The organism is Secundilactobacillus muriivasis (assembly GCF_054785195.1).
This window is the reverse complement of record NZ_BAABMI010000046.1, coordinates 1-23,160: the sequence shown is the minus strand read 5'-3', so window position 1 is coordinate 23,160 and position 23,160 is coordinate 1. Positions and strand designations below refer to the sequence as shown.

The window sequence follows — 23,160 nt, the reverse complement described above, 5'->3', positions numbered from 1 at the left end:
AATTAAGCTATAATCCCCTCATATAGGTTAAGGCTTAGGGGGAAATCAACATGACAACAACGGGGGAAAATTCAAAACGCTGGTGGATTTTAATTTCAATTGGTTTATTTGCTTTTATGAGTAATTTGGATGCTAGTATCGTCAACATCGCCATGCCCATCATGGCGAAACAGCTGGCGGTGTCGATGGCACAAATTGAGTGGGTCGTTTCGGGATACTTGATCGTCGTCAGCGCACTACTGCTCTTTTTCGGCAAATTAGGCGACCTTTACGGTAAAATTCGGGTGTTTCGACTGGGGACAGTCGTGTTTATTCTCGGCTCATTTCTCTCCGGCTGGCAGTGGACGTTTAAGTTTCTGTTAGTCGGTCGGGTCATTCAAGGTATCGGTGCGGCGATGACGTTGTCAAATACTTACGGCATTACAACGGCAACCTTCGCCGTTAACGAGCGTGGGCGGGCGATGGGCTTGATTGGCACCTTCGTGGCGTTTGGTGCGGTCGCTGGACCGGGAATTGGCGGATTGGTCTTATCGCAGTTGAGTTGGGGGTACATTTTCTGGATCAACGTGCCGATTGGCATCTTGGCAGTTTTACTTGGACAGCTGGTACTACCCAAGTCAGAAGTTGCGGCTACTGACAAACAAATTGATTGGCGTGGGTTTGTGGCGTTTGCTGCGTTAATCACTAGCTTCTTCTTAGCAATTTTAATTGGTCAAGAGGTTGGCTATCTTAAGCTGGTGCCAGCGCTCTTGATGATCGTTGCTGTCATCTCGGCCATTGTGTTTATTCGCACTGAGCGTCGAGTAGTCGCACCGTTGATGCCACTGAGTATTTTTAAAATTAAGTCGTTTTCTTACGGCGTGGGCGCGGCAACGTTAATTTTTCTGTCCAACTTTTTTACGGTGGTGCTGATGCCGTTTTATTTAGAAGATGTGCGTGGCTTTAGTGCCGGTAAGGCTGGGTTGCTGTTGGTGATTTTTCCAATCGTGATGATGATCATTGGTCCCATTGGCGGGGTGTTAGCGGATCACTTTAACCCAGCTAAAATTGTGACGATTGGGTTATCGTTAGTTGCGTTGTCTCAGTTAGGCGTGTTCTTTTTAGGATTAAGCAGTTCAATGTGGCTTTACGTTGGGATTACCGTGGTCATGGCAATTGGGACCGGACTATTTCAGTCACCCAACAGCGACATTGTGATGTCGGTAGTCGCTAAGGACCAGTTGGGGAGTGCTGGTAGCATCAACGCCTTAGCACGAAATATTGGCATGGTTTCCGGGACCGCTTTGGCGACTAGTGTGTTGTTTGCGGTGATGAGCGTTGTTGCGGGAACTAAAGTGACAACGTATGTGGCGACGCAACCGGGTTGGTTTGTGACGGGGATGCACGTGGCGTTCATTGTCTCATTTGGATTGATCGTTGGGGCGTTGGGGTTGTCGTTGCGGCAAGGAGAATTATCGTTGGAAAAGTAAGCGTGTTGTTCGGAATGGTTACTTTTATGACGCTATAATGACATTACAAAATACCATATAAATTGTCATCCAGCCATGTGCCTACCGAGCATATGGCTTTTTCATTGGAAAATATCAGTAATTAATACCAAAATAAGTTTTAAATGTGAACACTTGCTAATTGTTGAAAAGGTAAGTATTTTCTCAAATTTAGGGTGTACATTATTAAATAATTGTGTAAAAATATGGGTAAGTAAGGCGATAGAATACTTGATATTGGGGTAGGAGCTGATGTCAGTATTGGACGGAAATGGGGGCCCTAACAACTAAATTATCGAATTGGGTATATTAATGGGAAACATTGATTAATAATGGCATATTAATTTTACTTAACGGGGGGATTCACTATGGTTGGTAAAAATAACCGGCAGAAGATAGTGCAATCAAATTTAAAAAAGCACTATAAAGCATATAAGATTGGAAAAACATGGGTTTTCGCCAGTATCGCAAGTTTAGCGTTTGGTGCAAGCCTCTTTTTGGGGTCCAGTGTGACGACTTATGCGTCAACTGCGACTACGGATGCAACGAGTACCACTGACACCAATAGTAGTATTGAGTCAGCAACGAACGAACAGGTTCTTCGTAGCACGGCATCGAGTGATACGGCAACTGATCAGAGTGATGCTGATAGCGAAGCAACGCAGACAACTGGTTCAGCAGCTACAGTTACCACAACGGCAACAGATGATGCTTCAACAGCTAGTGATTCAACCAAAGCTACAACGACTGATTCAACGGACAGCAATCAGACCAGCGATGACGCAACGCCTAATACTGACACCGCGACTAAATCTGCAACATCGGCAACGTCTGATTCAACGCAAGCAACCACTGCCACGGCTACTGATAGCGATGCGGCAACGGCTGATTCAACAGCAACTTCAACTGTGAACAAAGCTACGACTGACAGTACTAAGGATTCAGCAACGTCGACAACGGTTGCTGCAGCAGATTCAACGACCGATACAAATGTGGCAAGCAACAATTCAAGCACGAGCACCACAACTGATACGGAGGCTGATGCCGCGACTAATCAACAAACTGCTCAAACGGTAGCTAAAGCACAATCTGTCGCTACGGCTGATTTGACCGCTGATCAAACGACTGATCAAACTGCTGAAATTGCTAAGCTAAAAGCGCAACTGACACAGCAGTTGGTTGATCCAACGGATGCTGAACTTGCCACTGCTAAAACGATTGCTGCTGAGTTATATCAACTTACTGGGCAACCGCAGAAATTGACGGCGGTTGGTGATGCAACGACATCAAGTGTAACGATTACCCCATCTGCAACGACGTTGGGATATGGAAGCAACGTGAAAGACTCAATGACGCTAACAGTCCAAATGATCGTTAACCATGATGGTGACGCTGTTTCAATTACTGTACCAACGGAATTAGTCACCATAGGTGGTGTTAGTTACGATAAGTGGCCCAGTGATGCAGGCGTGACGATTGCGCAGACGGGTAATGCAGATGGCTCAACGACTGTAACGGATACTTTCAGCCATGCAGGGAATTATACACAAACGCTAACGCTTCAAATTTATAGTAATGGACTGAATCAAACTATGCCATCGGATCAAATGGGGCAAACGGTGACAGGGGATGTTACGGCTGCTGTTAACGGAACGGTGGTTACGACTACAACACTCACCCAGACAACTAATCCGACACTGACAATTGAGTCGCTTACCCGAATTCAACCGGATCCCACAATTGTGCCAGCAGTAACAACGAATACGGATTACGTGTACGCTTTGAATTTAAACGACTCAAATGGGATTGCCGATGACGAGGGGACTAATCGAGTTAACGCCAACCTCAACTTAAACGGTACAACGGTGACGATTCCAGTCCCGGCCGGTTTTACGTTGGATAGCGATTTAACCCGAACACTCAATAATTTTGCCGATTGGGACAAAACGACTATCACCCAGTCAGAAACGGGTAACGATATTATCATTACGGTACCAGCGGGTTCTGGTAATGCTGGCATCGATAATACACCTTACTATCTGGTAGGCAGTTATGATGCCGCCAGCGCACCAGCCGGCGAAGTTAATGCGGCGACAAGTGAAATTACCGCAACTCAGCAAATGGGCGATAAAACGCTCTCTGCCCAGGGCTTGACATGGACCGAAAATATGCTTGGAATCGAGGGTGTTGCAGTCACCCCTACGGCAACTATCACTGGTAGAGGGAATAGCTCAAGCAGTTCGAATCAATTAGCGCTTGGCGTTACTGAAGCTGATGCACCAACAAGTGTCAATAAGGTGATTTTTAACGTCAACTCAGCAACTGATCTGACAGACGCGAAATTTACGCTTTCGGTTCCCGATGGCGTAACGGCGACCGGTGTTCAGTTACCAACAGAAACCATCTCGATGCTAAATGGTATTTATATGGAAGGGACCGAAAACTATGGTTACGTTCTGACCTATGCCGATGGCAGTCAATCAACGGGGACTGCGGCATCTGGAACGGTAATCAGCGGAACGGCAAATAAAGCAATTCGGACCATCGAATTGACGCCTAATTTCATCGCAAACGGTGCAACTACCGGGACGGGGTTAACGACTAATGGTTCAGGTGTTGTCGTTGACATGGATTCAATCAATATTTTAGGGACGCTTTCGACCACTTATGATGACGGCAGTGCCGTTCAAATTGGCGATAAGCTCACGTTTGGTCAACAGCTTAGCGTTGGTAACGCGGCGGATGGCACTGAGATGGTGCTTGATGATAGTACGAATGAACAAACAGTTGTATCTGCACTCGGACGAGTTATCATGTGGATACATCAGTATGGCCAAAATATTGGTGATACCGGTGTTGTGGATATACAATCGAACGGTCTATCAGCGCACAATGTTGATCACGTTTATGAACCAGTGCTCTACATTGTTGTTCCAAACCAAACTATTATCACTTCAGTGGCCGTACCACAAGACGAACTGGATGCTGGGGTTCAAGTTTCGTACTATAAAACTGATACGGATCAAACCGGCGTCAAAATTGATTTTACGGGTACCGGGCTCTCTATGGCAACTAATCAAACCGGACGATATGGTGTTAACTTGGTCAACGCCTCGGATGCGCCGTCTGGTAATTACAACGTTTCGATGTACGTAACCTCGCCGACTACGACGTTGACTAATCAAAGTAAGGTGACTGATACATCGTTGACTGATGGTGATGCAAACGCGGTTATAGCCGATAGTGGTTCTAGAGTTTGGACAATTCTAAGCGCTCAAATGACCGCCGCCGTTTCCTTTGCTTCCGGTAACCAAGACGTTTCGCCAACCAAGACTGGGAGTGCAGACACCCGGGGCGATTCAGAACTTGATTTCTACACCAACTTGTTAAATACAACGAATAACATCGCCGACAACGTTTCGGTGGCTATCAACCTACCATCTGTCGGTGATGATCAAGGCTCAACCTTCACCTACACGCTAACTGGTCCGGTAACGGTGCCAACAAACACAACGGTTGCTGGCGGGACTGGTCAACCGATTGACGCAACGGTGCTGTACGGTACAACTCGGTATAACGGCCAAGGCACTACGGCCATCGATACGACCGGTTATGTCACAGCTGACCAAGTCACGGATTGGTCAACGATCCAGTCAGTGATCGTTGAAGCGGGCAACCTTGAAGTGAACAGTACTTCTGGTCGAATCAAAATGACCGGGACAACGTCAGACTTCATTGCGCAAAGTGGCAAGGTTGGGTATTTGCAAACCAACTTCTACGCCAACGATGGCGCACCGGTGATTGCTAACCAAACGGCTAGTCTTACCTTGACCAGTACGTCAACAGTAGCGGCTCAATACCATTACACTGACCGGGATGGTAATGATCACACGATTGCGCTGCCTGATTTGACCCAAACGTTGACCGATAATAAAGACACGTTGACCGTACCAACGTTAACTGACGATGATCAAGCATTGATTCCGGACGGTTATCACGTGGTAACCGATAGCACCGGCGCACCGGTTGTAACGGTTGTTAACTCAACCCACGGTGACTACGGGACTAACGAACCAAACGGCACAGCAACGGTCGGCGATGTGTCACAGTACTACTTTGACGGCGATACGTTACAATTCGAACTTGCAGAAAATCAATATACGGCAAACGTCACTTACGTGGATGATGACGCAAACGATGCTGTCGTAGGTCAAGACGAAACGGCTGCTGACTTTGCTGGCGAAACCGGCACGTACCAAGTTGATGCAACTAAATACCCAACCACTTACGACCTCGCAACCGATCAAGCAACCAGCGTGGCCTACACGTTGACGGCAGATGATTCGGATGCTATTACGATTCACCTCGTTCACAAGCATACGGTGGCGGATTCGAAGACGACCAATTATACGGTCAACTACGTGGGCTTACCAGCTGATAAAGCGGTGGCTACGGCTTCCGGTACGGTAGATTGGACGGCGGATCAAGATGAAGTGACCCAAGTGATCACTTACACGCCATCGAAGACCACGGTAACGGTTAACGTCCCAACGGTGGCTGGTTACACAGCTGATGCTGGCAACCAAGTATTTGCATTTGACACCACCACGACTGCGCCAACTGATCAAAGTCGGACGGTGACGTATACACCAACTGCTCAAGATTTGGCTGTGACCTACGTGGATGATGCCACTCAACAAACGTTAACTGATTTAGGGACGACGTTGACTGGTAAGACGGACGAAACTGGGACCTACACGGTGGTTGTGCCAACCGGGTATGTTTTGAGTAACAATCAACCAGCGACAGTTGCGTACACGTTTGAACCCGGAAATGCAGACGATATTACCGTTCACTTGACTCACGGGGTTACTCACAGTACGGCTACCACTACGCGGACAATCAACTACTACCTTGACGGGACCACAACGCCGGTTCATGATGCGACAACGCAAACGGTTAACTGGAACGTCTCAACCGATGACGTAACCGGTGATCAAGTGATGACGGCCCAAACGAGTTACGCTGCAGTGGCTGCACCAAGCGTAACGGGCTATACAGCAACACCAGCTAGTGTCGCTGCTAGTTATCCAGATGCAATTCACGGTTCGGTTGATCAGTTGGCAGATAGTACCACAACGGTTTACTACCAAGCTGATCCACAGACCATCAACGTGGCTTACGTGGATGACGTAACGAAACAATCACTGACGGACTTGGCAGATACGCTACAAGGTAAGACTGATGAAACTGGGACTTATACGGTTGTTGTACCAACCGGGTATGAGCTTAGTAATGGTCAAACTGCTGAAGTGGACTATACGTTTGAACCTGGTGATACAGATGGCATTACCGTTCACTTAACCCATGGCGTAACCCACAGTACGGCTACCACCACGCGAACAATCAACTACTACCTTGACGGCACAACGACACCAGTCCATGACGCCACGACTCAAACGGTTAACTGGAATGTCTCAACTGACGATGTCACCGGTGACCAAGTGATGACGCCACAAACGAGTTACGCCGCAGTGACTGCACCAAGTGTAACGGGCTACACGGCAACGCCAGCTAGCATCGATGCTAACTATCCAGATGCTGCTCAGGGCTCAGTTGATCAATTAGCCGATAGTACGGCAACGATTTACTACCAAGCTGATCCACAGACCATTGGTGTAACGTACGTTGATGATGTGACCAAACAATCGCTCACAGATTTGGCAGATACGCTGCAAGGTAAGACCGATGAAACTGGAACTTATGCGGTGGTCGTACCAACCGGTTATGAACTTAGTGATGGTCAAACTGCTACCGTTGACTACACGTTTGAACCTGGGGACGCGGATGGGATTACCGTTCACTTAACTCACGGGATCACTCACAGCACGGCTACCGCCACGCGAACGATTAACTACTACCTTGATGGGACCACAACGCCGGTTCATGATGCAACGACTCAAACGGTTAACTGGAATGTGTCAACCGATGATGTGACTGGTAATCAAGTGATGACACCACAAACGAGTTACGCTGAAGTCACTGCGCCAAGCGTGGCAGGCTACACGGCAACCCCAACCAGTGTCACGTCTGATTATCCGGGTGCGCTTCAAGGGTCGACTGATCAGTTGAAGGATAGCACGGCAACAATCTACTACCAAGCTGATCCACAGGACTTGACGGTGAGCTATGTAGATGATGTGACGAAACAACCACTCACCAACTTGGCAGATACGTTACAAGGCAAGACCGATGAAACCGGGACGTATACCGTTGTGGTACCAACTGGTTATCAATTGAGTGACGGCCAGTCTGCCACGGTTGCGTACACCTTTAAGCCTGGTGATGCGGATGCCATTACCGTGCATTTGACCCATGAATTGACTCACGACACGGTTACCACGACCCGGACGATCAACTACTGGGTTACCGGCACGACCACGCCGGTTCACGAGGCAACCACCCAGACGATCACTTGGGCGGTTACAACGGATCAAGTGACCCACCAACAAGTTGCCACGGCGCAACAGCCATACGGCGAACAAACCGCGCCAACGGTAACGGGTTACACACCATTGACGGCGCAGGTTGCGGCTGATTATCCAGCACCAGTTGCAACACCAGCCGATAGCGCAACGACCATTTACTACCAAGCAAATGCAGTTGTTGATCCGGGTAACGGTGGCGATAACGGCAATGGTGGGACTGACAATCCGGGAACGACACCAGAAACGACGCCTGAAACTACACCGGAGACCACTCCAGAAACCACGCCGGAGACAACCACGACGACCACGCCAGAAAATACGGTGGCAACAACACCGGAAACTGGAACAACCTCAGAGACTGGTAAGACCGGGACAACGCCAGCGGTAACGACCGATGAGTCGAAGGCAAGTCACGCAGTTACAGCAACCGAACCACAAGTCACTGGTCAGTCAGCAGCAACAGCGACTGAACCGACTACAATGACGGTTTCTGCGAACGCCACTGCTACATCGGAAAGTGAATCAACCGCCAGTGCAACAACCACGGCTTCGGCAACGCAACAGGCTTCAAACAAGGCCGCTGCTAAGACCTTGCCACAAACTAATGAGCAAACACCTAGTGCGTGGGCTGCGTTAGGACTTGGCATCTTGGGTGCTTTGAGTGCCTTGGGTGTTGGTCGCCGGAAACGCGATGAGGATTAGTCCTGAGACCGAATTTGTTGTTGATGTGATTGAACGCATTTGAAAAACTGAAAAATGCACGTAGGAGCACCAAATAATGGGCGATATGAGACCCGTTATTTGGTGCTTTTGCGTGTGGCTTTTACTGGCTAGCGCCGATTGGTCACCAAAAACGACCAGTTAGGTTGCTAGTCTAGTTAACGCGCTAGAAATTAGGTACACTTTAGTCAGAGATAGGGGGGAGCCACATGAACATTCTTTTTAATATCGCGCAACGGTTCACGGAACCGATGATTACGATCAATGCATCGGAAAAGACACCTGATTTAGTAACATTAGCGGTGTCAATTGATCGATTGGTGAATCAAACTACGTTGATTGGTTATCGGCAAGAACAACGAATCGTGGTCCCGCTGTACCGGGTCATTCGGTTCTACACACAGTCCAAGGTGGTTATGTGCGAAACGGTAGATGGGGTTTATCGCATGCGGGAACGGTTGTACGAATTACGTGATCGACTTTCGGGGGTGTCGTTCATCGCCATTTCTAGCTCTGAAATCGTGAGCAAAATGGCAATTGAATCTTTTTCACTGACAAAACAGGGAAGCTATCAAATTCACCTAACGACGGGAGATACAACGTATACATCGCGGCGGTACATGAAAAATATTCGGGAGGCGTTTTTGAAATGATGAAATGGCTGACAAGACTAGTATCAGGAGGAGTCGTCGGTATTGCGGTCGGTTTTATGATGGCACTGGCGTTTTCTGCGGGTTATGGCACTGATATCTTTATGCCCTCTAGTCCGGATTTTGTAGCTGGTTTTAGGTCCAATTTGTGGGCGACGGTAGCTTCAACCGGATTGTGGTTCTTAATGGGCGTTGTGTTTAGTGGTTCGGCGGTTGTATTCGAATCAGAACGGTTGAGCATTGTGCAGCAAACCAGTATCCATGCTGGACTGACTTTTCTATTATTCACGCCACTGGCTTTGCTGGCCGGGTGGTTTCCGTTGAAGGTGATGTGGCTATTGAGCTATACGTTTGAATTTATGTTAATTTACGTGGCATTGTGGTGCCTGTTTATGTGGCAGGCGAAACGGCGGGTGCGGCAGTTGAACCGGCTGATTGCGGAGAAGCGGGAGTAATGGTCAGGTGTGCTGTTGCGTTGAAAGTTGTTTTAAGCAACTAAATGCCTGTGCTTTTGTCATACTGTGTGCATTTAGGCAACAAATTTCGGCGCTAGGTAAATGTTTTTCTTAGAGTGTCTGCAATTTTGCCAACTTGGGGCATCTCGGTACTTTTTGGCTACTGCGCCGAAACGCGCGGAAAGAAGCAGTGAACTGCACATAAGTGACTTCTACCACAATCCCCCAAGACCGGGGATTCTGGCAGAAGTCACTTATGCGCCGCTCCCTAATCGCTTCTTTCCACGCTCTGCCTTGACAACCCCTCCCGCAACGCTTATGATAAAACAGAATTGAATAGTGATTGGCATTGAAAAAAGAGGGTCAGTTCAACCGCTTATTAGCGACTCCGGGGTTGGTGTAAGCCGGAGAAAACGGTGAATTGATTGGCACTTTTAGAGCTGAATCAAACGAAGCTGCTGGGGTCACCCAGAAGTAGGGTGGAACCGCGAAAATTTTTTCGTCCCTATGTGAGTCGACGAGACTACATAGGGACGTTTTTTTGTGGTTTGCCCCTGACTTTCTTACCCGTCACATTATCTTAGGAGGAACTTGTTTTATGACCAAGAAATTGTCAATGCAACAAATTATTCTGACCTTGCAACAATATTGGTCCGCACAGGGTTGCATGTTGATGCAGGCCTACGATACTGAAAAGGGTGCCGGGACCATGAGTCCTTACACTTTCTTGCGGGCAATTGGACCAGAACCTTGGAACGCCGCTTACGTGGAACCTTCACGTCGGCCAGCCGATGGTCGGTACGCGGAAAACCCTAACCGGTTGTACCAACACCACCAATTCCAAGTTGTCATGAAGCCATCACCTGAAAATATCCAAGAACTTTACTTAAACAGTTTAAAGGAACTCGGTATCGATCCTTTGGAACACGATATCCGGTTCGTTGAAGATAACTGGGAAAACCCATCAATGGGTTGTGCCGGTGTTGGTTGGGAAGTTTGGCTTGACGGGATGGAAGTTACCCAATTTACCTACTTCCAAATCGTTGGGGGCCTTGAAGTTGACCCAGTGACCTCAGAAATCACATACGGTCTTGAACGACTAGCTTCTTACATCCAAGACGTTGATAACGTGTTCGATCTTGAATGGGGCGACGGTGTGCTTTACGGTGATATCTTCCGTGAACCTGAAATTGAACACTCAACTTACAGTTTTGAAGAAAGCAATCAAGCGATGTTGTTGAAGATGTTTGACGATTACGAAGCTGAAGCTAAAAAGCAAATCGCTAACGGCCTCGTGCACCCAGCTTACGACTACGTGTTGAAGTGTTCACACACCTTTAACTTGTTGGATGCGCGTGGTGCCGTATCCGTTACTGAACGAGCCGGGTATTTGTCACGGATCCGGAACATGGCACGGAGCATCGCACGGGCCTTTGTTGCTGAACGAAAGAAGTTTGGCTTCCCATTGATCAAGGACGAAGCTAAGCGACAAGCATTATTAGCAGACGGGGAGGACGAGAAATAATGGCACACACCTTTTTACTCGAAATCGGATTGGAAGAAATGCCGGCGCACGTGGTCACGCCCAGCATCAAACAATTAGTTCAAAAGACCAAGAAATACCTGAAGGACGAACGGATCAGTTTTGATGACATCAAGTCATTTTCAACGCCACGCCGTTTGGCTATTCAATTGACAGGCTTAGCTGATAAGCAACCCGACGTTGACGAAGAAGTGAAGGGCCCGGCTAAGAAGATCGCCTTGGATAAAGACGGCAACTGGTCAAAGGCTGCCCAAGGCTTTACTCGCGGTCAAGGCGTCACCGTTGACGACATTACCTTCAAGGAATTGAAGGGGACTGAATACGTCTACGTCAACAAGCACATCGCGGGTCAACCCGTTGAATCAGTGCTTGCCGGTTTGAAGGATGTCATCACTGGCATGACTTTCCCAACGATGATGAAGTGGGGCAGTTACCACTTTGAATATATCCGCCCAATCAAATGGTTGGTGGCTTTGTTGGACGACAAAGTGATTCCATTCCAAATCTTGGACGTGGCAACTGATCGCGAAACTCGCGGCCACCGGTTCTTGGGCAAGACTGTGACCTTGAACACAGCCACCGATTACGAAGCCGCTTTAACGAGTGAATTTGTGATTGCGGACGCCGCTAAGCGTAAAGCCGAGATCCGGACGCAAATCGACCGGTTAGCTAGTGACAACAACTGGGTCGTTAAGATCAACGAAGACCTGTTGGAAGAAGTCACCAACTTAGTTGAATGGCCAACGGCCTTCGCAGGTGGTTTTGATGACAAATACCTAGCAATTCCTGACGAAGTACTAATCACTTCAATGCGTGATCACCAACGTTTCTTCTACGTTTCAGACGAAGCCGGCAAGTTGTTGCCACACTTCATCTCAGTTCGTAACGGGAACGATAACCACTTGGAAAACGTGATCTCTGGGAACGAAAAGGTGTTGGCAGCCCGGTTGTCAGATGCCATGTTCTTCTATGAAGAAGACCAAAAACAAACCATCAACGATTACGTTGAACGGTTGAAGACGGTTAGCTTCCACGATAAGATCAGCACGATGTATGAGAAGATGCAACGGGTTACTGCCATTGCTGGCAAGTTGGGTCAAACGCTTGGCTTAACTGAGGCCCAATTGAAGGATGTTACGCGAGCTGCTCAAATCTACAAGTTTGACTTGGTTACCGGGATGGTCGGTGAATTTGCCGAACTTCAAGGGGTCATGGGTGAAAAGTACGCCTTGTTAAACGGTGAAACGCCTGCCGTTGCGCAAGCCGTTCGTGAACACTACATGCCAATTTCAGCTGATGGCGACTTGCCAGCTTCAACGGAAGGTGCCGTCTTGGCCCTTGCTGATAAGTTGGACAGTATCTTGACCTTCTTCGCTGCTGGCATGGTACCAAGTGGTTCAAACGACCCATACGCCTTGCGTCGTCAAGCAACCGGGATCGTTCGGATCATCCGCGCCTATGACTGGCACTTTGATCAAGATTTGGTGAACGCTGCGATTGCTGCTGAAACGGCCGCTAACGTTGCCCCTGAACTTGACCAAACTGCTCAAGTGAGTGCCGTTGAAGCCTTCTTGAAGGATCGGATCAAGGTCACATTATTAGGTGAAAAGGTCAAGCATGACGTGGTTGACGCCGTAATCGAAGGCCCTAACACTGACTTGTTGGATAACTTCGCCGCTGCGCAAGTCTTGAGTGACCACCAAACGGATGATGACTTCAAGGGTACGATTGAAGCTTTGAACCGGGTCTTGCGGCTTGCCCAAAAAGCGGATGCTGATAAGGTGACTGCCGTTGATCCAGCGCTGTTTGAAAACGACAGTGAAAAAGGCTTGTATGACGCCGTTAACGAAGTTGCTGCTAAAGCAGCTGGGTTAGCCATTCCAGCCTACTACAACGCCTTAGCTGGGTTGAAGCCAGCCATCAACGCTTACTTTGAAGCAACGATGGTCATGGCTGACGATGAAAAGGTCAAGAACAACCGCTTAAGCCAATTGAGCCAATTAGCCCAATTGATCTTACGTTTAGGTGATTTGAACCAATTAATCGTTAAATAACACCATTAGCACGTTACCATTTGGCGAATCCGTCAAAAAGTGCTATGATAATGTTATGCTATTAATGAAATCTGTAAATTAATGACCAGCCCGAATGTGATGTTCGGACTGGTTTTTAATAGAGTGGACGATAGCGCGGTTTGATTCCAGAATATAACTAAATAACGCAGTAGTTCGCCGTTTTTTGGCGAGCTACTGCGTTATTTAGTTATATGGCCGGAATCTGCGCTATTTCTCACGTTTCGGCGTGGCGGCCAGAAATCGGTTAAGTCACCTAACTTCACTAGATATAAATTGTCTGAAATTGATCAACTAAAGATCCTTTGAGTCCGTGGTGGAGATTCAAAGGATTTTTTTTGGGGATAATCAGTTTATGGTAAACTAAACGTGTAGAAATTAATGCGTTGTAATTGCTAATGGTGAATTTTTAGAGTGATGTTAGATTTATTTCTACTATGTTGGGAGGCTTATCGATGAAATCAATCGTAAAAACCATATTGATTACGGCAATTTCGGCCGGTTCAATTGGATTGTTTAGTATGCAGGCACATGCCAAGACTTATGCCAAGGTGACTAAAATTACAAGTAATCTGAAGGTATCAGATAATTATATTAATTTTACGGGAACTAACGCACTGTACACTAAGGCTGGTACGCTGAAAGGTGCTAAGCTGGTTAAATCAACGAGTCAATTGAAACGTTTGGCCAGTTCAAAGCGGGGCTTAGATTCGTTTATGGTGCTACGGACGGCAACAACGAACCGAAATAGTGTCTATGTTAAAGTTCGGTCGTTAGATAATCGAACGACCGGTTGGATATATAATGGTAAATCAACTCAAACTAAGTTCGGTTCAGTTGTGTACAAAGATAAAGCACATACGCTACCAGCTGGTGGTGTAATGGCATACGATACCAAAACAGTAAGCAAGCTAAACCAGGAAGAAAAGACGAGTTATTATCGTTTGGCAACGCCTGGTACCGCAACGGACGGTACGGGACTGATTTATAGTACCCCGTTAGAGATTAAGTCAATTGTTTGGGGGGCACCACAAGTTAACCAGCCCAACAAAACAACGTCAATGCCTTATGCGAATGATGTCTTTATAATCACTGGTGCAGTGACGCGAACGCGGCAAGGTGATCGGTGGCTGACGGTGGCAGATTTGAATAATCCAAAGGTTATGGGGTATCTTAAGGATGGTGCGTTAACTAAACTACCAGCAGTAACTGCCCAGACTGGGGTCACAATTAACTTCACTGACTATCAAACTAAACAAGTTGTTGGCACGACGATTGTGCCAACTGGTACAGGAGCCATCAACCTATACGCTACTTTTGGCGGTTATCAAGGGCTCCCTACTGGCTACACAGATGATTATGAAAAAGGATTTGATGAACAGATGCTAACAGCCGGCTTTACGAATAAAGTGACTGCTGAAAAAGCGACTGCTGGTTCGATATTGACCTATCAGGTGGGGAAAGAATAGGTTAGTAAAATATAAAACCTCTGAGCGTACCAAGTGGTCGTTCAGAGGTTTTTAGTGTGCGAATCAGTTTGATGATGACTTACTTAAACGTCGTAATCTGACTAGCTGGTTCCCGGTAAGAAGCGCTTAATTGACCAACGGCCTTACCAACTGCAATCAACATCACGGGTGCGTATCGATCAGCGTCCAAATCCAACGCGCTGACGATATGATCATGGTCGAAACCAGTCATTGCGCCAGTGTCATAGCCGTGTTCTTGAGCGACTAGCATAAACTGCATGATTGCCAACGCAGTATCCATGGATAATGCGGCTTGCAAAGCTGGTTTCGGTGAGGCTTGTTCGATCTTATTAATGATGGGTTCAAGGTGGTCTCTAGCAGCTTGACTCATTTTATCTGCAGAAACGGCAGCATCAAAAACGGAACCGATGTGTTCACTTGTCTTGAGATCTGCCAGGAATAAAACGAGGGCGGAAGCAGTTTGGTTTTGCGTCCCGTTAGTCCCCATGAGTGGCTTGAGGGTTTTGCGGACATCGTCACTGTCGATAACAACAACGCGCCAAGGTTGACGGTTTAATGCTGAGGGAGCGGTCATTGCCTCGTCTAGCATTTGTAACATTTCAGTCCGACTGATCGTGACGCTGGGGTCAAATTGCCGGGTAGCATGACGACTAGTCAGAATTTTTTGAAAATCAGTTTCAACAATTGCCATGAAAAACACTCCTTTTGGTTATTCTAGGCGGGTATGGTGTGGGTTATACCGTGGCCGTTATGTTTATCTTATTCGGATTTGAGGACATGTCAATCATTGATCATGCGCCGTAATAAATAATTGGTCGATCGGCTCGATTTTGTGGTTGGCGTTGATTCGAACCGAAGTGGGTTTTGAACCATTGCACTTGTTCGGCGCTGACCGTTAGTGCTGAGTTGGTAATCACTAACCATTCAACGCCCTCGGTGAGTGGTGGTGTGGTGAGCGAACCAAGGTAGTGGTATCCCGTAGCGGCTTGTGGTGCCCAGTGCGATAGCATGAGCGTGAGTGGCACCTCATGACCGGCACTAAACTGGTCGATCAACGTTTGCAAAGTCGTATCGGCGGGGCCTTGGTTGACCATTAACGCCACAACGCAAAGCTGACCGATCGTATTTTGGTGAACTAGGTGGATTTCAAGTGCGCTTGGCTGTCCTTTGATTAGATGCTCTGAGGGGCAGTGGAAATGCAGTTGGGTGAACTGAAATGGGCGCTTGAAAATTGAAGCGGTACCTTCGCCCAGAACCTTAATAGTGGTGTGATCATCAGTTTCTAGATGAAGCCGATAAGGTGCGGTGATCTGAAACGGTAATGTAGCTGTACCGCCTGCTGTAATGGGGGCAGCTAGATCAAGGGGTGATTGTTGGTGCCCGCTTTGGGGGTGCCAATGGGTTTGATTGTCATAAGTAAACATCGTGAACCTACTTTCTGTGTGAAATTCGACGTTACGTTAACCTGATTATAGGCGGAAATTCGTGGCTTGAAAACGATAACTTGTGTAGGCCGTTAACTAAAAAACTTCATGAACGATCCAAGTGGTTATAGTTGCGTAATAGGTGGAGGTTTGCTATTATGTAATTACGTACGCAATGCATTGCAAAAGAGAAAGATATCCTATAAACGAATCGTCGTTTTGACAATGTGTTCAAGCGTAATGGTAGCGAAAGTGATCTCGCTATCGTAACGCCCGTTAGACGTCAAGCAATTTGGCGTGGCATATTATTGGTAGAAACACGACTCTGGTACTTAAATTGAAGGGGGTTGAGCCAGTGGCAAGAATACCCGAACCCGTGATTGAACAAGTCCGCGATGCAACCGATATCGTGGATTTTATTAGTCAGTACGTTCAATTACAAAAATCAGGTAAAAACCTATTTGGTCTGTGTCCGTTTCATGAGGAACGGACGCCTTCTTTTTCGGTTTCGGAAGATAAACAGATTTTTCACTGTTTTAGCTGTGGCCGTGGGGGTAACGTCTTTAAGTTCTTGATGGAACTTGAAAATTTGAGCTTCCAAGAAGCCGTCGTTAAAGTTGCCGATTTCTCACACGTTGAGTTGGATGCAACCATTACGCGGCAGGCCGCCGGAACCAGTGGGCAGTCTGACCCACAATCACCGACGAATCAGTTGATTCATCTGCACCAAGAAGCAACTAAGTTGTATCACCATATTTTGATGAATACCGAAGCAGGTCAGCCAGCGTTAGATTACCTGCATGAGCGCGGTCTAACAGATCAGACGATCAACGACTACGGGTTAGGGTACGCCTCTGACCAACAGTTGTTGAAGCCGTTCTTTGAACAGCGGCAGATTGATTACCAGACGTTACGTCATTCTGGGTTGTTTATTGAAAATCAGGATGGTGAGTTGCGTGATCGGTTTGTTAATCGAATCATGTACCCGATTCGCAATGAGTCTGGTCAAGAAATCGCGTTTTCGGGCCGACTGTTAGCTAAGTTGCCGGATCAACCCAAGTATCTGAACAGCCCGGAAACGGAATTGTTCAATAAGCGACGAGTCCTGTTCAACTTTGATCAGGCTCGGGGGGCGGTTCGAAAACAAGGTAGTCTGATTTTATTTGAAGGCTTTATGGACGTCATGTCGGCTCACCAATCTGGAGTCGATAACGGCGTTGCATCGATGGGGACCAGTTTGACTGAGGAGCAGATCTATGCGATCCAGCGGATCACGAAGCAGGTTTACGTCTGTTACGATGGTGATACGCCGGGGCAAAAGGCGACTCAGCGGGCATTGAAGATTCTACAGGATAATTCCAGCTTAACGTTGGGTGTTATCCAGATGCCCGAAGGAATGGATCCTGATGAGTATCGACGGCAATATGGCGAAGCAAAGTTAGCCGATGCTTTAGCAACGGCTAAGGAAACGCCAGTCGCCTTTATGATGCGGTACCTTAAAACGCAGTATGACGTTCAGTCCGATACGGGGCGGTTAAGTTACCTCGATGACGTGATTGCGTTATTGGCAACGGTTCGTTCACCAGTTGAGCAGGATGTTTACCTCACGCAACTGGCAACGACCTTCCAATTAGATAAGGCTAGTTTGCGTCAACAACTCAGCATGGTTCGGCCACCAGCGCCAACACCTCAGATTGCACCACCGCCCGTTCAACCTTATGGTGGCTACGGTGACGCCGATATGCCACCAGCATCGACTACAGTGCAGCATCGACAAGTAACACCACTCAGTCGAACGGAACGGGCGGAACGAAATCTGTTGTTTCGCATGCTTCACGAACGCGATGTTTGGTTACGGGTGACCGGCGTGGCAGGCTTCAGCTTCGTGCATGATGATTATCAACTCATTTACACCATGGCTCAGGGATACTTTGAAACGCATCAGGACTACGCACCAGCGCAGTTTATTGATTATCTTCAAGATGACCACTTACAAAACTTACTCATCGAGCTGGAATCGATGCAGTTGAGTGACACCGCCGTTGACACTGAGATCGACGACTACTTGCAGGTGATCATGAACGATGCGCCACTTGAAGATCAGTTACGTGATCAGCAACAAGCGTTACAGGAAGCGACCCGATTAGGTGATCGTGACCAACAACGTCAACTGGTCATCGAGATCATTAAATTACAGCAACAAAAGCAGTCTAAAAAACAAGCTTAGGGGGCTCTCTAATGGCAAAAGAAACAAACGATAAAACTTTTGATCAAAAGGCATTTGATAAAGCAATCAAGGACTTGGTGAAAACCTACAAGAAACAGGGCCAAGTAACTTACGATGTCTTATCAGACAAAATTGCGTCCCCATTTAGTTTAACCGCTAAGAAGATGGACCAACTCTTAGAAAAGGTCGAAGATGCTGGAATCAGCGTTGTTGACGAAAAGGGTGATCCGGATGCTCGGGCGGTCAAAGCGGCCAAGAAGGTCAGCAAAGCCGAATTAAAGGATACGTCAGCACCATCTGGTGTCAAGATCAACGATCCTGTTCGGATGTACTTGAAGGAAATTGGTCGGGTTAAGTTGTTAACGGCCGACGAAGAAGTTGCGTTAGCCCTTCGGATCGAAGAAGGCGACGAAGAAGCCAAACAAGAATTGGCCGAAGCTAACTTACGGTTGGTGGTTTCCATTGCTAAGCGTTACGTTGGTCGTGGGATGCAATTCTTGGACTTGATTCAAGAAGGGAACATGGGTCTGATGAAGGCGGTCGAAAAGTTCGATTACCGTAAAGGGTTCAAATTCTCAACTTACGCCACTTGGTGGATTCGTCAAGCCATCACACGGGCCATTGCTGACCAAGCTCGGACCATTCGGATCCCAGTTCACATGGTTGAAACCATCAACAAGTTGATTCGGATTCAACGGCAATTACTCCAAGACTTAGGGCGCGAACCTACCCCTGAAGAAATCGGGGCCGAAATGGACATGCCAACGGAAAAGGTTCGTGAGATCTTGAAGATCGCGCAAGAACCCGTTTCATTGGAAACCCCAATTGGTGAAGAGGACGATTCTCACTTGGGTGACTTTATCGAAGACGATGACGCTACGTCACCAGCTGACCACGCCGCTTACGAATTGTTGAAGGAACAACTTGAAAGCGTCTTGGATACGTTGACCGACCGGGAAGAAAACGTCCTTCGGTTACGGTTTGGTCTGGATGATGGTCGGACGCGGACCCTTGAAGAAGTTGGGAAAGTCTTCGGCGTTACCCGTGAACGGATTCGTCAAATCGAAGCTAAGGCGCTCCGGAAGTTACGCCACCCATCACGTTCAAAGCAACTGAAAGATTTCTTGGAATAAAGATGGTTCAAGTCGGCACGACGTTGTTCGTTGTGCCGGCTTTTTTAATAGCTACGTGATGATTTTGCAAGTTGCTTTAAAAATTTTGGTGGGAAATCGACAACCCGAAACCAATCCTAGTATAATAAGTGATAAGTCAGTACCACAGCGTTGCCAATGACGCGATGCTGGAGGTCAAAGGAGAGAATGTTATGAATGGGACACACCTGTCCAACCGCCTACAAACGGTGGCGGATTTTGTTAAAGCAGACGCACGGGTTGCCGATATCGGTTCGGACCATGCGTACTTACCAGTTCACTTGGCACAGCAAGGTCAATTGAGTTACGGCATTGCCGGCGAAGTTGTTCGTGGCCCATACGAAAATGCCGCGGTTGAAATTCAGGCGGAGGGATTGACTGACCGCATTATTCCTCGGTTAGCGGATGGCTTAGCGGCGATTCAGCCAGAAGATCACATTGATACGGTGACAATTTGTGGTATGGGCGGGACCCTGATTGCTAAGATTTTAGAAGCGGGACAAACGCACCTGACGCACACGGAACGGCTGATCTTACAGCCCAACGTTGGCGAAGATAACGTGCGGCGCTGGTTGCAAGACCACGCTTACGAGATTCAGGCGGAACGGATTCTGGAAGAAGATGGTCACGTTTACGAAATTATTGTGGCCGATCCAGTGGCTACCCCGGTTGCGTACACGGCGATTGAACTTAAATTTGGCCCATTTCTGCTACAAGAAAAGAGTCCCGTTTTACAGCAAAAATGGCGCCGTGAACAGGCTCGGCTCGATCAAGTGATTACCACGATGCAACAGGCTAAAAACGCTCCAGCAGCTAAAATTGCGGAATTCCAAGCACAGCGTGATCAAATTCAGGAGGTTATTCTTAATGCTAGTAAGTGAGTTGATTGATCGTTTTGAACAGTTTGCACCCAAGCATTTGGCGGAACCGAAAGATCCGGTTGGTCTTCAATTAGGCGCGTTGTCGGCACCAGTTCATAAAGTGTTAGTCACGCTAGACGTTCGACCAGAAGTGGTTGATGAAGCTATTGAAGTGGGCGCAGATTTGATTTTTGCCCATCATCCAATGATGTTTCATCCGGCGAAAAACTTAGACTTAAGTGATCCGCAAAATCAGATGTATGCAACGTTACTCCAACATGGCATCACGGTTTACGCGGCTCACACGAACCTTGATAGTGCCGATGGCGGCATGAATGACTGGCTGGCAGAGGCGCTTGGGTTACAGGACTTGAGCGGCATGGTCGCGGGGTATCAAGAACCCATTTATACGGTGACGGTTCACGTGCAATCGGTTTACGCCGATGCTGTTCGCTTAGCGATGGTTGGTGCCGGCGCCGGTCAAATGACCCATTACGAAGGGGCTAGTTTTGAATGGAGTGGTAACACTTGGTACACGCCGTTAGCCGGTGCTGATCCAGAATTAGGGCCTGAAGGTGAACGTAACCACGTCGAAGAATTTGGCATTCAAGCGCGGGTAACCGAGTCCCAACTGGCAACGGTGAGAAGTGCCATCAACGATGTCTATCCTGGTGGTCACCCAACCATTGATGTTAGCCCACTAGCCGGTGATGGCCATCAGTATTCGATGGGCCGAATTGGTAATTTACCAGCGCCGATGACAGTGCGGGCGTTCGCAGAACATTGTAAGCAAGTCTTCAATGTCCCCGGCCTGCGATTAATTGCGGCCGATGAAACCAAATCCGTTCAACGCATCGCGGTATTAGGTGGCGATGGCGGCAAATTCTTCAAGTTAGCACAACGCTTAGGCGCGGACGCTTACGTGACTGGGGACGTTTACTACCATACTGGCCATGATATGATTGCGGCTGATTTCCCGGTAGTTGATCCCGGGCACCATATCGAAAGTATTTGTAAACCCAAACTGACGGCGCTGTTTAAGCAGTGGGCGACTGACAACAATTGGTCGCTTGAAGTCGTTGCGTCACAGTTAAACACGGATCCGTTCACGTTTATTTAGAAAGGAAGTTCATGATGACTTACGAGCAGTTATTACCCCGGTTTTTGAAGTATGTGAAGATTGAAACGCGCTCAGATGAAACCAGTGAAACGGTGCCATCAACTCAGAGTCAAGTGGCGTTCATTCAGCAGTTAGCAGCCGAACTGAACGAAATTGGCATGAGTAATGTGCATATCAACGACCAAAGTGGTTACGTATTCGCAACGTTGCCAGCTAACACGGATCAAGCGGTTAAGACGCTGGGCTTCATCGCTCACGTTGATACGGCTGACTTTAACGCTGAAAACGTGACGCCAAAAATCGTTGAAAATTACGATGGTGAATCGGTGATTCCGTTAGACGATGCTGGCAAGTATCAGCTTGACCCAGCGGTATTTCCAAGTTTGAAAAAATACCAGGGTCACACGCTGATCACCACGGATGGCCGGACGTTACTGGGGGCCGATGATAAGGCGGGGGTCGCTGAAATTATGACGGCGATGGCCTACTTGCTGACCCATCCAGAAATCAAGCACGGTACGATCAAAGTCGGTTTAGGGCCGGATGAAGAAATCGGCACGGGTGCTGACCGATTCGACGTTGCTGACTTTGGTGCTGACGTGGCCTATACGGTTGATGGCGGGCCACTTGGTCAACTGGAATACGAAACCTTCAACGCGGCGGATGGTCGGGTTCACATTACCGGAACCAACGTCCACCCAGCTGAAGCAAAGGGCGTCATGGTCAACGCCAATCAACTGGCAATTGACTTCCATAACGCACTGCCTGCCCACGATCGACCAGAAGCCACTGAGGGCCGAGAAGGATTCTTCCACCTCTATAAAATTAGTGGTGACGTGGATACGGCTGATTTGGGCTACATCATTCGAGACCATGATCGTCAGCGGTTCGAAGCACGTAAGCACCTCTTTGCGGGGATTGCGGATCAGTTGAATGCCAAATACGGTCCGGATACGGTAGTCGTGACGCTCAAGGATCAGTATTATAACATGCGTGAAGTCATCGAAAAGGACATGTCAGTGGTTGAACTGGCGAAGAACGCGATGCTGGCATTGGGCATCAAGCCGGATATCGCACCGGTTCGGGGCGGTACTGATGGCTCGAAGATCTCCTTCTTGGGCTTGCCAACGCCAAACCTCTTTGCGGGTGGCGAAAACATGCATGGCCGGTTCGAATATGTTTCGTTGCAGACGATGAATCAGGCGGTTGATGTGATTTTGAAGATGAATGAATTGAATTTGAAATAGAACATAGTTTGATGGGACAGCGTAGTTGAATGCGTTGTCCTTTTTTGATGGTCGTTTGTGTCCAGCGTAAGTGTGCGGAGCGAGACGGGTTGAGAGCAGTGTGCAAGGTAACCTCGGTGAAGGCGCCCGGGCCTGGCGGGTTTACCGAGGTTGCCTTGCATGCAGCTCTCAGTCTCGCGCAGCACCATTCGGCGTGGTGGCCAGAAAGCGCGTGGTTGACAAGTTC

At 48.0% G+C, this 23,160-nt stretch carries 14 protein-coding genes; 12 read left to right on the top strand and 2 right to left on the bottom strand.

Features of this window, described 5'->3' with window-relative positions; genetic code table 11:
- Positions 1–50: 50 nt before the first annotated feature.
- The 7 genes from ACYVR3_RS11310 to ACYVR3_RS11280 all read left to right on the top strand — a co-directional run bounded on the left by ACYVR3_RS11310 (position 51) and on the right by ACYVR3_RS11280 (position 14,884).
- Positions 51–1,469, top strand: a complete 1,419-nt coding sequence (locus ACYVR3_RS11310; RefSeq protein WP_461244329.1) for an MFS transporter — start codon at positions 51–53, stop codon at positions 1,467–1,469.
- A 386-nt stretch (positions 1,470–1,855) separates the two neighbouring features.
- Positions 1,856–8,677, top strand: coding sequence for a mucin-binding protein (locus tag ACYVR3_RS11305; RefSeq protein ID WP_461244328.1), 6,822 nt, complete (start codon positions 1,856–1,858; stop codon positions 8,675–8,677).
- 227 nt (positions 8,678–8,904) lie between these two features.
- Complete coding sequence (locus tag ACYVR3_RS11300; protein ID WP_461244327.1) at positions 8,905–9,348, top strand: LytTR family DNA-binding domain-containing protein; 444 nt, start codon at positions 8,905–8,907, stop codon at positions 9,346–9,348.
- The gene (locus tag ACYVR3_RS11295) at positions 9,345–9,800 is read left to right on the top strand and encodes a DUF3021 domain-containing protein (protein WP_461244326.1); all 456 of its coding nucleotides are present in this window, start codon (positions 9,345–9,347) and stop codon (positions 9,798–9,800) included. Before ACYVR3_RS11300 ends, ACYVR3_RS11295 begins: the two co-directional genes overlap by 4 nt.
- 598 nt (positions 9,801–10,398) lie before the next feature.
- The gene (glyQ, locus tag ACYVR3_RS11290; RefSeq protein WP_054733034.1) at positions 10,399–11,325 is read left to right on the top strand and encodes a glycine--tRNA ligase subunit alpha; all 927 of its coding nucleotides are present in this window, start codon (positions 10,399–10,401) and stop codon (positions 11,323–11,325) included.
- A complete protein-coding gene (gene glyS / locus ACYVR3_RS11285) occupies positions 11,325–13,397 on the top strand; it encodes a glycine--tRNA ligase subunit beta (protein ID WP_461244325.1) in 2,073 nt (690 codons plus the stop codon). The genes glyQ and glyS overlap by 1 nt, the downstream gene beginning before the upstream one ends.
- 473 nt (positions 13,398–13,870) lie before the next feature.
- Positions 13,871–14,884, top strand: a complete 1,014-nt coding sequence (locus ACYVR3_RS11280; protein WP_461244324.1) for an SH3-like domain-containing protein — start codon at positions 13,871–13,873, stop codon at positions 14,882–14,884.
- A 79-nt stretch (positions 14,885–14,963) separates the two neighbouring features.
- On the opposite strand, the gene ACYVR3_RS11275 is transcribed toward ACYVR3_RS11280, so the two are convergent.
- Together ACYVR3_RS11275 and ACYVR3_RS11270 are read right to left on the bottom strand one after the other, a co-directional pair.
- Positions 14,964–15,596: a nitroreductase family protein gene (locus ACYVR3_RS11275; RefSeq protein WP_461244323.1), complete on the bottom strand. Its 633-nt coding sequence runs from the start codon at positions 15,594–15,596 to the stop codon at positions 14,964–14,966.
- Positions 15,597–15,696: 100 nt separating this feature from the next.
- Positions 15,697–16,329 (bottom strand): carbonic anhydrase family protein, encoded by a 633-nt coding sequence (locus tag ACYVR3_RS11270; RefSeq protein ID WP_461244322.1) that lies wholly within the window; start codon positions 16,327–16,329, stop codon positions 15,697–15,699.
- Between the two features lie 355 nt (positions 16,330–16,684).
- Between ACYVR3_RS11270 and dnaG the strand changes: the two genes are divergently transcribed.
- From dnaG to pepT, 5 genes are all read left to right on the top strand, one after another.
- On the top strand, positions 16,685–18,556 hold the full coding sequence (dnaG, locus tag ACYVR3_RS11265; RefSeq protein ID WP_461244321.1) for a DNA primase: 1,872 nt from the start codon (positions 16,685–16,687) through the stop codon (positions 18,554–18,556).
- 11 nt (positions 18,557–18,567) lie between these two features.
- Positions 18,568–19,689 (top strand): RNA polymerase sigma factor RpoD, encoded by a 1,122-nt coding sequence (rpoD, locus tag ACYVR3_RS11260; RefSeq protein WP_461244320.1) that lies wholly within the window; start codon positions 18,568–18,570, stop codon positions 19,687–19,689.
- Between the two features lie 191 nt (positions 19,690–19,880).
- Positions 19,881–20,588, top strand: a complete 708-nt coding sequence (locus ACYVR3_RS11255) for a tRNA (adenine(22)-N(1))-methyltransferase (RefSeq protein WP_461244319.1) — start codon at positions 19,881–19,883, stop codon at positions 20,586–20,588.
- Complete coding sequence (locus tag ACYVR3_RS11250; protein ID WP_461244318.1) at positions 20,575–21,687, top strand: Nif3-like dinuclear metal center hexameric protein; 1,113 nt, start codon at positions 20,575–20,577, stop codon at positions 21,685–21,687. Before ACYVR3_RS11255 ends, ACYVR3_RS11250 begins: the two co-directional genes overlap by 14 nt.
- Positions 21,688–21,698: 11 nt before the next feature.
- Positions 21,699–22,934: a peptidase T gene (gene pepT / locus ACYVR3_RS11245; protein ID WP_461244317.1), complete on the top strand. Its 1,236-nt coding sequence runs from the start codon at positions 21,699–21,701 to the stop codon at positions 22,932–22,934.
- Positions 22,935–23,160 lie beyond the last annotated feature (226 nt).